Source organism: Streptomyces sp. NPDC002004 (assembly GCF_053593975.1).
On the sequence record NZ_JBSFDP010000001.1, the window covers coordinates 571,308 to 583,536 of the forward strand.

A 12,229-nucleotide genomic window follows, 5' to 3' on the forward strand; every position below is an offset into this window, starting at 1 on the left:
TGTCAGCCCTTCCCGAGGAGCAGCCGGGCCTCGCCGACCGTGATCACGGAGCCGGTGACGAGGACGCCCGCGCCCGCGTACTCGCCCTCTTCCTCGGCGAGCGTGATCGCGGCCTCCAGCGCGTCGTCGAGACGCGGCTCCACCTGGACCCGCTCCTCGCCGAACACCTCGACGGCGATGGCGGCGAGCGCGTCCGCGTCCATGGCGCGGTGACTGGAGTTCTGTGTGACGACGACCTCGGCGAAGATCGGTTCGAAGGCCTCGAGCAGCCCCCGGGCCTCCTTGCCGTCGCTCACACCGACCACACCGACGAGCCTGCTGAAGCCGAACGCCTCGCCGATGCCCTCCGCAGTCGCCCGGGCGCCCGCCGGGTTGTGCGCGGCGTCCAGGACGACCGTCGGCGACTTGCGCAGGACCTCCAGCCGGCCCGGCGACGACGCCGAGGCGAACGCCTTGCGCACCGTGTCGATGTCGAGCGGACGGTGGTGCTGGGAGCCGATACCGAAGAACGCCTCGACCGCGGCGAGCGCCACGGCGGCGTTGTGCGCCTGGTGCGCGCCGTGCAGCGGCAGGAACACGCCGTCGTACTCGCCGCCGAGCCCGCGCAGCGTCAACAGCTGGCCGCCGACGGCGACCTGCCGGGCGACCACCCCGAACTCCAGCCCCTCGCGCGCGACCGTCGCATCGACCTCGACGGCCTTCTTCAGCAGCACCTGAGCAGCCTCGACGGGCTGTTGCGCGAGGATCACCGTCGCGCCCTCCTTGATGATGCCCGCCTTCTCGGTGGCGATCTCCCCGTGCGTCTCGCCGAGCCGGTCCGTGTGGTCCAGGTCGATCGGCGTGACGACGGCGACGGACCCGTCGATCACATTGGTCGCGTCCCAGCTGCCGCCCATGCCGACCTCGACGACGGCGACGTCCACGGGCGCGTCCGCGAAGGCCGCGTACGCCATGCCGGTGAGCACCTCGAAGAAGCTGAGCCGGTACTCCTGCTGGGCGTCGACCATCTCGATGTACGGCTGGATGTCCCGGTACGTCTCGACGAACCGCTCCGCCGCGATCGGCGTCCCGTCCAGGCTGATCCGCTCGGTGACCGACTGCACGTGCGGCGAGGTGTACCGCCCGGTGCGCAGCTCGAAGGCGCCGAGCAGCGCCTCGATCATGCGTGCGGTGCTGGTCTTGCCGTTGGTGCCGGTGATGTGGATCGAGGGGTACGCCCGCTGGGGCTCCCCCAGCACGTCCATCAGCGCCGAGATCCGCGCGACCGACGGCTCCAGCTTGGTCTCGCCCCAGCGCGTCGCCAGCTCGGCCTCGACCTCGCGCAGGGCCTTGTCGACCGCCGGGTCCTCGGGCCGTCCGGGCACGTCGGCCTCCGGCGGCCCGGCCTGGGTGCGCAGGGTACGGCTGCCGGCCTCGATCACCGCGAGGTCGGGATCACGACCGGTCTCTGCGTCCACGATCTCCTCGAAGAGATCGGCGTCATGATCGTCAAGGGGGCCGTTGTCCGGGGGGAGCTCACTCACGGGAACAGTCTACGAAGCTCCGGGAGGGTTCCTGCTGCGGGCGGGTCCGCCCGGTCGGAACGGACGCCGTCACATCGGCGTCAGCGGTGCCGGGCGAGGTCCCGCGGCGTGGCCCCGGGCAGGGCGAGGCCCCCGGAACCGTGGGGTTCCGGGGGCCTGGGACACCGTACGGCCCGGGTGCGCTACGCCTGCGGCAGGCGGTCGAGCTGGGCCTGGATGCGGGCGATGTCCTCGTCCGCCTTGGCGAGCCGGCCGCGGATCTTGTCCACGACCTGGTCGGGGGCCTTGGCGAGGAACGCCTCGTTGCCGAGCTTCGCCGTGGCCTGCGCCTTCTCCTTCTCAGCCGCGGCGAGGTCCTTGGCGAGGCGCTTGCGCTCCGCCGCGACGTCGATGGTGCCGGACAGGTCGAGTGCGACCTCCGCGCCGGAGACCGGCAGCGTCGCCGTCGCCGTGAAGGAGTCGCCCTCCGGCTGGAGCCGGAGCAGCTGGCGGATGGCGGTCTCGTGCGGCGCGAGGGCCGTGCCCTCCAGGGTGAGCCGGGCCGGGACCCGCTGGCCGGGCTGGAGGCCCTGGTCGGCGCGGAAGCGGCGCACCTCGGTGATGACCTGTTGCAGCGTCTCGATCTCGCGTTCGGCGCCTGCGTCCCGGAATCCACTGTCGGCGGGCCAGTCGGCGATCACCACGGACTCACCGCCGGTGAGGGTGGTCCACAGCGTCTCCGTCACGAACGGCATGATCGGGTGCAGGAGGCGCAGCGTGACGTCCAGGACCTCGCCGAGGACGCGGCCCGACACCTGTGCGGCCTCGCCGCCGCCCATGAACGTCGTCTTGGACAACTCGACGTACCAGTCGAAGACCTCGTCCCACGCGAAGTGGAAGAGGGCGTCCGACAGCTTGGCGAACTGGTAGTCGTCGTACAGGGCGTCGACTTCGGCGACCGTGGCGTTCAGCCGGGACAGGATCCAGCGGTCGGTGGACGACAGCTGCTCGGCCGGGGGCAGGTCGCCCTCGACCGTGGCGCCGTTCATCAGCGCGAAGCGGGTCGCGTTCCAGATCTTGTTGGCGAAGTTGCGGGAGCCCTGGACCCAGTCCTCGCCGATCGGGACGTCGACGCCCGGGTTGGCGCCGCGGGCCAGCGTGAACCGGAGCGCGTCGGAGCCGTACTTGTCCATCCAGTCCAGCGGGTTGACCGCGTTGCCGAAGGACTTCGACATCTTCTTGCCGAACTGGTCGCGGACCATGCCGTGCAGGGCGATGGTGTGGAACGGCGGGGTGCCGTCCATCGCGTACAGGCCGAACATCATCATCCGGGCGACCCAGAAGAAGAGGATGTCGTAGCCGGTGACCAGCACGGAGTTCGGGTAGAACTTCGCGAGGCTGTCGGTCTGCTCCGGCCAGCCGAGCGTGGAGAACGGCCACAGGCCGGAGGAGAACCAGGTGTCGAGGACGTCGGTGTCCTGGTGCCAGCCGTCGCCGGCCGGCGGCTCCTCGTCGGGGCCGACGCAGACGACCTCGCCGTTCGGGCCGTACCAGACCGGGATGCGGTGGCCCCACCACAGCTGGCGCGAGATGCACCAGTCGTGCAGGTTGTCGACCCAGTCGAAGTACCGCTTCTCCATCTCCTGCGGGTGGATCTTGACCTTGCCGTCGCGGACCGCGTCACCCGCGGCCTGGGCGAGCGGGCCGACCTTGACCCACCACTGCATGGACAGCCGCGGCTCGATGGTGGTCTTGCAGCGTGAGCAGTGGCCCACGGAGTGGACGTACGGGCGCTTCTCGGCGACGATCCGGCCCTCGGCGCGCAGCGCGGCGACGATGGCGGAGCGGGCCTCGAGGCGGTCCAGGCCCTGGAAGGGGCCGTGCGCGGTGATGACCGCGTGCTCGTCCATGACGGCGATGGCCGGCAGGTCGTGCCGCTGCCCGATCTCGAAGTCGTTCGGGTCGTGGGCGGGCGTCACCTTGACGGCGCCGGTGCCGAACTCGGGGTCGACGTGCGGGTCGGCGACGACGGGGATACGGCGGCCGGTCAGCGGCAGCTCGATCTCGGTGCCGACCATGTGCCGGTAGCGCTCGTCGTCGGGGTGCACGGCGACGGCGGTGTCACCGAGCATGGTCTCCGCGCGGGTGGTCGCGACGACGATCGAGGTGTCGCCTTCGCCGTAGCGGATCGACACCAGCTCGCCGTCGTCGTCCTGGTACTCCACCTCGATGTCCGAGATGGCGGTCAGACAGCGCGGGCACCAGTTGATGATGCGCTCGGCGCGGTAGATCAGCTCGTCGTCGTAGAGCTTCTTGAAGATCGTCTGGACGGCCTGCGAGAGGCCCTCGTCCATGGTGAAGCGCTCACGCGACCAGGCGACGCCGTCGCCGAGGCGTCGCATCTGTCCGGAGATCTGCCCGCCGGACTCGCCCTTCCACTGCCACACGCGCTCGACGAACGCCTCACGGCCGAGGTCGTGGCGGGACTTGCCCTCCTTGCCGAGCTCGCGCTCGACGACGTTCTGCGTGGCGATGCCGGCGTGGTCCATGCCGGGCTGCCACAGCGTCTCGTAGCCCTGCATGCGCTTGCGCCGGGTGAGGGCGTCGATGAGGGTGTGCTCGAAGGCGTGGCCCAGGTGGAGCGAGCCGGTGACGTTCGGCGGCGGGATGACGATCGTGTACGGCGGCTTGTCGCTCTTCTCGTCCGCCTCGAAGTAACCGCGCTCTACCCAGCGCTCGTACAGCTTCCCCTCTACCTCGGCCGGCGCGTACTGGGTCGGCAGTTCGGAATCGGGAGCTGGCTTCTGCTGCTGAGTGTTCTCGGTCACGGAGCCAGTTTAGAGGTGTCACGGCGCCGTCCCGAAACGGGAATCTTTCGTAACGGTGGGACCCCCCGTGCGCCGAGGACATGGCGATTGCGCCAGGATGTTCGGTACGCATAAGCATCTGGAGGGGAACCCAGTAATGAGCTACAACCAGCCGGGCCCGTACGGCGGGCAGCCCCAGCAGCCCGGGCCGTACGGCCAGCCGGGCCCGTACGGCCAGCAGCCGCAGGCTCCGCAGCCCGGTTACGGCTACCCGCAGCAGGCTCCCCAGCAGCCCGGCTACGGCTACCCGCAGCAAGCTCCTCAGGGCGTCCCGCCGCAGCCCAACCCGTACGGCCAGCAGCCGCAGCAGCCGGGTTACGGCTACCCGCCCCAGCCGCCGGCCCCGGAGGGCGGCAAGAAGAAGACGGGCCTCATCGTCGTCGGCGCGGTCGCGGTGGTCGCGGCCATCGCCGTCGGTGCGTACTTCGTGTTCGGGGGCGGCGCCTCCGCGTCGGTCGCGGACGACGGCCCGCACAAGCTGGTGACCCCGGCCACCGTGATCAACGGTGAGTACAAGAAGGGCGACAGCGGCGGCAACGACACCATGACGTCCAGCGACGTCAAGGACGCCGAGAAGGCCGGCGTGAAGAACCCGAAGTCGGTGAGCGCCGAGTACTCCTCGGGGGACAAGAGCAACCCCCTGAGCGGCAAGTTCCTTCAGTTCGGCGGCGTCTACGGCCAGATCGACGACCCGGGCGCGGTCGTCGACGCCATGTTCGCCAACATGAAGAAGGAGTCCGAGAAGGACCAGAGCGGCGACAGCAGCAAGGGCACGCTCGTCGGCAGCCCGGAGTCGCAGGAGCCGGACTCCCTCGACGGCGCCGTCATGAAGTGCCAGTCCGTGAAGGTCGACATGAACAAGTCGGGGGCGAGCACCTCGACCGGTCCCAAGGAACTGACCATCCCGGTCTGCATCTGGGGCGACCACAGCACCGTCGGCATCGCGATCACCACCGACATGGCCAGCGCCATGACCGGCAAGGCCATGCCCCTCGGCGACGCGGCGGAAATCACCGCCAAGCTCCGCAAGGACGTGCGCGTCAAGGCGTAGCACCGCATCGGCACACGAAAGGGGGCCCGGTCGATCGACCGGGCCCCCTTTCGTCGTTCCGTCGGTCCGCCGCGAGGCGGAGCGGCTACGCCGACTTCTGCTCCCCCGAACCGCGGCCGCGGGCCTCGCGGGGGATCAGGGTCGGGTTGACGTTGGAGTGGACGACGTCGGGGGTGATGACGACGCGGGCCACGTCCTTGCGGGACGGCACCTCGTACATGACCGACATCAGGACCTCTTCCATGATGGCGCGCAGGCCGCGGGCGCCGGTCTGGCGGAGGATCGCCTGGTCGGCGATGGCCTCCAGGGCCTCGCGCTCGAAGTCCAGCTCGACGCCGTCGAGTTCGAAGAGGCGCTGGTACTGCTTCACCAGGGCGTTGCGCGGCTCCACCAGGATCTGCAGGAGAGCTTCGCGGTCCAGGTTGTGGACGCTGGTGATGACCGGGAGACGGCCGATGAACTCGGGGATCATGCCGAACTTCACCAGGTCCTCGGGCATGACGTCCTGGAACTGGTCCTTGGACTCCAGCTCCCGCTTGGAGCGGATCGTGGCGCCGAAGCCGATGCCCTTCGCACCCGCCCGAGCCTCGATGATCTTCTCCAGGCCCGCGAAGGCGCCGCCCACGATGAACAGGACGTTCGTCGTGTCGATCTGGATGAACTCCTGGTGGGGGTGCTTGCGGCCGCCCTGGGGCGGGACCGATGCCGTGGTGCCCTCGAGGATCTTCAGCAGTGCCTGCTGCACGCCCTCGCCGGACACATCGCGCGTGATCGACGGATTTTCGCTCTTCCGGGCGACCTTGTCGATCTCGTCGATGTAGATGATGCCGGTCTCGGCCTTCTTGACGTCGTAGTCGGCGGCCTGGATGAGCTTGAGGAGGATGTTCTCGACGTCCTCGCCCACGTATCCGGCCTCCGTCAGCGCCGTCGCGTCGGCGATCGCGAAGGGGACGTTGAGCATGCGGGCCAGCGTCTGGGCCAGGAGCGTCTTGCCGGAGCCCGTGGGGCCCAGCAGCAGGATGTTGGACTTCGCCAACTCGATGGCGTCGTCACGCCCTTGGGCCCCGCCGTTCTCGCCGGCCTGGACCCGCTTGTAGTGGTTGTACACCGCGACCGAGAGGGCCTTCTTCGCGGCCTCCTGGCCGACGACGTACCCCTCGAGGAACTCGTAGATCTCGCGGGGCTTGGGCAGTTCCTCCCAGCGCACCTCGCTCGTCTCTGCGAGCTCTTCCTCGATGATCTCGTTGCAGAGTTCGATGCACTCGTCGCAGATGTACACACCGGGGCCTGCGATGAGCTTCTTGACCTGCTTCTGGCTCTTGCCACAGAACGAGCACTTGAGCAGATCGCCGCCGTCACCGATGCGTGCCACGAGGTGCTTCCCCTTCGCCTGGGAGACGCCACGATCAGCGGCTCCTGGTGCCTCTATCCGACGGTACCTTGCCGGGCCCCCCGTTAGGGCCCCCCTTGGCACGGTTCACATTGACCTGAACCGTGCCAAAGGACGGCACTTGGTGTCGCGTGGATCAGACGACCGTGTCGTTGTGCATCTTCCGGGTCGAGATGATCTGGTCGATCAGCCCGTACTGCAGCGCGTCCTCGGCGGTGAGGATCTTGTCGCGCTCGATGTCCTCGGTGATCTGCTCCAGCGGGCGCGAGGAGTGCTTGGCCAGCATTTCCTCCAGCTGGGAGCGCATCCGCAGGATTTCGTTGGCCGCGATCTCCAGGTCGGAGAGCTGCTCCCGGCCGGTCTGGCTGGACGGCTGGTGGATCAGCACGCGGGCGTGCGGCAGCGCCATCCGCTTGCCGGGGGTACCGGCGGCGAGCAGCACGGCCGCGGCGGAGGCCGCCTGGCCCATGCAGACCGTCTGGATGTCCGGCTTCACGAACTGCATCGTGTCGTAGATCGCCGTGAGCGCGGTGAAGGAGCCGCCGGGGCTGTTGATGTAGATCGAGATGTCGCGGTCCGGGTCCATCGACTCCAGGCACAGGAGCTGGGCCATGACGTCGTTGGCGGAGGCGTCGTCGATCTGCACACCGAGGAAGATCACGCGCTCCTCGAAGAGCTTCGCGTACGGGTCGTACTCACGCACACCCTGCGAGGTCCGCTCGACGAAGCGCGGGATGACGTAGCGCGACTCGGCCTGAGGGCCCGTGTAGAGGCCGCTGGCGGAGTAGTTGTCCATAAGAGTGTTCACCATCCTGGTGGCGTTCTGGGGCGGTCGTGTGCGGCTGCTGGGCGGGCGGGGTGGGCCGGAGCTCAGGCCCCGGTGCCGCCGCCGCCCGGAACGCCGGATGCGGCGGAGATGATCTCGTCGATCAGACCGTAGTCCTTGGCCTCCTCGGCGGTGAACCAGCGGTCGCGGTCGCCGTCGCGGATGATCGCCTCCACGGTCTGCCCCGAGTGGCGGGCGGTGATCTCCGCCATGCGCCTCTTCGTACGCAGCAGGTACTCGGCCTGGATCTTGATGTCCGAAGCGGTACCGCCGATGCCCGCGGAGCCCTGGTGCATGAGGATGTCGGTGTGCGGGAGCGCGAAGCGCTTGCCCTCGGTGCCGCCGGTGAGCAGGAACTGGCCCATGGAGGCCGCCATGCCCATACCGATCGTCACGACGTCGTTCGGGATGTACTGCATGGTGTCGTAGATCGCCATGCCGGCCGTCACCGAACCACCGGGGCTGTTGATGTAGAGGTAGATGTCCTTCTCGGGATCGGCGGCGAGGAGAAGCATCTGCGCCGTGATCTTGTTCGCGATGTCGTCGTCGACCTGCTGACCGAGGAAGATGATCCGCTCGCCGAGCAGTCGGCTGTAGACCTGGTCGCCGAGGCCACCACCGATGGAAGGCTCGCCGGCGGCGGAGGGCATCAGATTCGTCACGTATCCACCTGCTCGTCTTACGACGGCGCCGGGCCGTCTCACGTCTTCGGCTGGGGCCCGGTGCCCCGAGTCTCGGCCACCGTGGCCATCCCTCGGCGGCTTCGGGGACTCCCCTGCCCTCATATTCATGGACCCTAACGCGCAGGCAGGCGGGTGCCATCCCGCATAGGGAACTGTTCGCTGTGAGCGCATGTCCGGCGGGGGCGGCCGTTGGGGTGGGCCTTGGGCCCGGGCGCCCCGCAGGCGCCCGGCCGCCTGCGGGGTACCGGCGTCTCCCGGCACCGGGGCCGTGCCCGGCGGCGCACCGCCCCACGCCGCCCGCCGGGTCACCGGGTCACCGGGTCACCGGGTCACCGGCAGACAGCGGTCGGCGGGTCACCCCCGGCACCACCTCAGGTCACCCACCAGGCCACCGGCACCAGGGACCCGTTCCGCCCCAGGCGGAACGCATGCCCACAGCGGGAAGCGGTGTCGTAGGCGTGACGGCGAAGTGGCCGGACTTCGGCCGGAGGGGACGTGGCGGGACCTCCGCCCGCACCCGGCGCGCAGGTGCCGGGTGACCCGGACGTCGTACGGAGGCGCGCCGGTCCGAGGACGGAGGTCCCGGTGCGGCCCCGCCCCGCCCACCGGCCTCAGGCGCACCACCCCGGCGCAGGCAGCCGCCCGCGCCGCGCCGGCAGTCGGCCTTCCTGGGCGCCACCCCGCCCCAGGACCGCCGCGGGCGCCACCCGAGCCGGACGGCCATCCGCGCGACGCCCCGCCCAGGGCGCGTCGTCTCGTGCAGGGGCGGGCGTGTGGCGCCCGCACGCCGGAGGGGCCCCAGGTGCCCCGGAGTGGGCCCCGGGTACGCCGGAGGGGCCCCGGGACAGGTCCCAGGGCCCCTCTGGCGTCAGTCGCAGCGAGGGAGCGAGGATCAGGCCTCGGTCTTGTCCTCGGCGGACTCGCCGGCCTCGGCGGACGCCTCGGCGGCCTCCGCGGACGCCTCGTCCTCGTCCTCGTCGCCGAGGTCGACGACCTCACCGTTGGTGTCCTTGACCGTGGCGGCCTCGACCACGACGGCCAGCGCCTTGCCGCGGGCGACCTCGCCGACGAGCATCGGCACCTGGCCGCCCTCGACGACGGCCTGCGCGAACTGGTCGGGGGACATGCCCGAGGAGGCCGCACGCCGCATGAGGTGCTCGGTGAGCTCCTCCTGGTTGACGTTCAGCTTCTCCTGGGAGACCAGCTCGTCCAGGACGAACTGGGTCTTGATGCCCTTGACCGCGGCCTCGCGGGTCTCCTCGTCGAACTCCTCGGCGGTCTTGCCCTGGATCTCCAGGTACTTGTCGAGGGTCAGGCCCATCTGGCCGAGCTGGTGGTGCTCCAGGTTGTGCTTGCGGGTGTTGATCTCGTCCTCGAGGAGCTTCTCGGGGATCGGGACCTCGACCAGCTCGAGCAGCTTGTCGAGCACACGCTCCTGGGCCTGGGTGGCCTGGTCGTACTGCTTCATGTTCTCGAGGCGCTTGCGGCTGTCGCCCTTCAGCTCCTCGAGGGTGTCGAACTCGGAGGCGAGCTGCGCGAAGTCGTCGTCCAGCTCGGGCAGTTCACGCTTGGCGACCTGGGTGACCTTGACGGTGACCTCGGCCTCCTGGCCGGCCGCCGAACCGCCCTTGAGCTCGGAGGTGAAGGTGGTCTCGCCACCGGCCTCCAGGCCCTTCACGGCGTCGTCGATGCCCTCCAGCAGCTCACCGGAGCCAATGGTGTAGGAGACGTCCTTGGCGACACCGTCGGCGAGGACCTCGCCGTCGACCTTGGCCTCCAGGTCGACCGTCACGACGTCGCCGTCCTCGGCGGCACGCTCGACCGGGGAGGTGGAGGCGAAGCGCTCACGGAGCTGCTCGACGGACTTCTCGATGTCCTCGTCCGTGACCTCGACCGCGTCGACCTCGATCTCGATGCCGGAGTAGTCCGGGATCTCGATGGCCGGGCGGATGTCGACCTCGGCGGTGAAGTTCAGCGTCTCGTTGTCCTTGAGCTCCGTGATGTCGACCTCGGGCTGACCGAGGACGTTCAGCTCGGCCTCGTTGACCGCCTGGGTGTAGAACTTCGGGAGCGCGTCGTTGACGGCCTCCTCCAGCACCGCACCGCGGCCGAACCGCTGGTCGATGACGCGGGCCGGGATCTTGCCCTTCCGGAAGCCCTTCACCGTGACCTGCTGGTTGATCTTCTTGTACGCCGCGTCGAGGCTGGGCTTGAGCTCCTCGAAGGGCACCTCGACAGTGAGCCGAACCCGGGTCGGGTTCAGGGTCTCCACGGCGCTCTTCACGGTTCGGTCTCCTTGTGGCTGACTTCTGGGATTCAGCTGTGGCCAGACCGGCCGCAGCGGAGCTGCGCTGCCCGGAAGACATCAGACCTGAGACACACGGGAGCGCAGCTTGCATAGTAACCGCAGCCGTGAGACGCCCCCAAAGGGGATCATGACGCGCACATGCGGACGCGCGCACATAGGTATGGTCGGGGTGGCGGGATTTGAACCCACGGCCTTCCGCTCCCAAAGCGGACGCGCTACCAAGCTGCGCCACACCCCGTCGGTGCGACACGTAGGGTACATGCCCACACGCGGAACGGCTGCCGTGAATTGCAGTGTGCGGGAAGGGGGTGCGACCCGCTACGATGCTTCCCGTTGCCGCGGTCACTGACCTGCGGCGCAACCCGTGCGGGCGTAGCTCAATGGTAGAGCCCTAGTCTTCCAAACTAGCTACGCGGGTTCGATTCCCGTCGCCCGCTCTGTACGGCTCAGGGCCAGGTCAGAGGTTCGTTCCTCTGCCTGGCCCTGATCGCTTTCCCGGGCTCCGTTCAGCCCTGCGTGCCCTCCGCGTGCCCTCCGCGTGCCCCTGGTGCTTCCGATCTTTCTTGCGCGCCCCTTTGCGCCCCTTCTTCACGAGACCGCTCACGGTGTCGGCAATCAGCCGGTCACGGCCGGCGCTCGCATGCTGATGGATCAGCGCCGCGCGGGCCGTGCTGTGGCCCTTCCGTGACACCGGCCACCGCGCACCGGTGCCCGTCGAGCCGCCACTGTGTTCCCGGTATGCCGAAGATCATGAAAGTGCAGGCCCTTGATCCCTGCCTCGTCGCACGCCTTGCGACTGATTCGATGGAAGTGCACCCCGGATCGGCATCCGAATCACAGCCAAGCCAGAAGGGCGTAGCCGCCTGTTGCGGCGCCGAGGCCGACCAGGAGGCTGCCGATGGCGTTGAGTCCGGCCTCGGCGAGGGAGCCGTCTTCGAGGAGCCGGACGGTTTCGAAACTGAAGGTGCTGAAGGTGGTCAGAGCGCCGCACACGCCGGTGCCCAGCAGCAGCATGACGTTGCCGGGCAGGCCGTGGGCGGCTACGGCCGCGGCCAGGGCACCGAGGATGAACGACCCAGCGGTGTTGACGGTGAAGGTGCCGAGCGGAAAGACACTGTCGTGGCGGGCCTGGACGGCCTTGTCGGTGAGATAGCGCAGGGGCGCACCGACCATGCCACCGAGGAACACCATGAGTACGGGGATCAATTGATCTGCTCCTCGGTGACGGGGCTGAGTTCCGTGCCGCTCTGCGCGACGACCTGGACCGGTTCCAGCGTGACCAGTGCCTCGGGGGCGACCTCACGGGCCTGGGGCATGAAGGCGCGGATGCGGTCCTCCTCGTCGATGAGGACGACGGTCAGGGGGAGGTCTTCAGCGAGATCGAGCAGGCGGGTGGTGTGCACGATCGATGACGTGCCGAAGCCCTCGAAGCCGCGGAAGACGCTGGCGCCGGAAAGCCCGGCTTGGTGGGCGCGGTGGACGATCTCGGTGTAAGCCGGCTTGTGGTGGAACTGGTCGCTCTCACCCAGGTAGATGGTCATCCGCAGGACCGGGCCGTTCAGGGGCGGGCGCGGCGGCCGTGGGGGAGGGTTCTCCTCGGGG

General features: G+C 69.2%; 9 protein-coding genes and 2 tRNA genes. 2 read left to right on the forward strand and 9 right to left on the reverse strand.

What is annotated here, in order from left to right; translation table 11 throughout:
* Positions 1 to 2: 2 nt before the first annotated feature.
* Positions 3 to 1,523 (reverse strand): bifunctional tetrahydrofolate synthase/dihydrofolate synthase, encoded by a 1,521-nt coding sequence (gene folC / locus ACWCP6_RS02475; protein ID WP_450930437.1) that lies wholly within the window; start codon positions 1,521 to 1,523, stop codon positions 3 to 5.
* A 182-nt stretch (positions 1,524 to 1,705) separates the two neighbouring features.
* Positions 1,706 to 4,330: a valine--tRNA ligase gene (locus tag ACWCP6_RS02480; protein WP_450930438.1), complete on the reverse strand. Its 2,625-nt coding sequence runs from the start codon at positions 4,328 to 4,330 to the stop codon at positions 1,706 to 1,708.
* A gap of 136 nt (positions 4,331 to 4,466) precedes the next feature.
* On the opposite strand from ACWCP6_RS02480, the gene ACWCP6_RS02485 reads away from it, so the two are divergent.
* Entirely contained in the window at positions 4,467 to 5,420 is a 954-nt protein-coding gene (locus tag ACWCP6_RS02485) for a hypothetical protein (RefSeq protein ID WP_450930439.1), read from the forward strand.
* A gap of 85 nt (positions 5,421 to 5,505) precedes the next feature.
* Here ACWCP6_RS02485 and clpX read toward each other — a convergent pair whose 3' ends face one another.
* From clpX to ACWCP6_RS02510, 5 genes are all read right to left on the reverse strand, one after another.
* A complete protein-coding gene (clpX, locus tag ACWCP6_RS02490; RefSeq protein ID WP_450930440.1) occupies positions 5,506 to 6,792 on the reverse strand; it encodes an ATP-dependent Clp protease ATP-binding subunit ClpX in 1,287 nt (428 codons plus the stop codon).
* Positions 6,793 to 6,946: 154 nt separating this feature from the next.
* Positions 6,947 to 7,621 (reverse strand): ATP-dependent Clp protease proteolytic subunit, encoded by a 675-nt coding sequence (locus ACWCP6_RS02495; protein WP_450930441.1) that lies wholly within the window; start codon positions 7,619 to 7,621, stop codon positions 6,947 to 6,949.
* A gap of 59 nt (positions 7,622 to 7,680) precedes the next feature.
* Positions 7,681 to 8,286: an ATP-dependent Clp protease proteolytic subunit gene (locus ACWCP6_RS02500; RefSeq protein WP_450930560.1), complete on the reverse strand. Its 606-nt coding sequence runs from the start codon at positions 8,284 to 8,286 to the stop codon at positions 7,681 to 7,683.
* Positions 8,287 to 9,211: 925 nt separating this feature from the next.
* Entirely contained in the window at positions 9,212 to 10,603 is a 1,392-nt protein-coding gene (tig, locus tag ACWCP6_RS02505) for a trigger factor (protein WP_450930442.1), read from the reverse strand.
* A 185-nt stretch (positions 10,604 to 10,788) separates the two neighbouring features.
* Positions 10,789 to 10,865 (reverse strand) — tRNA-Pro (locus ACWCP6_RS02510).
* A gap of 128 nt (positions 10,866 to 10,993) precedes the next feature.
* Here ACWCP6_RS02510 and ACWCP6_RS02515 point away from each other — a divergent pair.
* Positions 10,994 to 11,064, forward strand: a tRNA-Gly gene (locus ACWCP6_RS02515).
* A 397-nt stretch (positions 11,065 to 11,461) separates the two neighbouring features.
* On the opposite strand, the gene crcB is transcribed toward ACWCP6_RS02515, so the two are convergent.
* Positions 11,462 to 11,818, reverse strand: coding sequence for a fluoride efflux transporter CrcB (crcB, locus tag ACWCP6_RS02520; protein WP_450930561.1), 357 nt, complete (start codon positions 11,816 to 11,818; stop codon positions 11,462 to 11,464).
* Between the two features lie 11 nt (positions 11,819 to 11,829).
* Entirely contained in the window at positions 11,830 to 12,168 is a 339-nt protein-coding gene (locus ACWCP6_RS02525) for a DUF190 domain-containing protein (RefSeq protein WP_450930562.1), read from the reverse strand.
* Positions 12,169 to 12,229 lie beyond the last annotated feature (61 nt).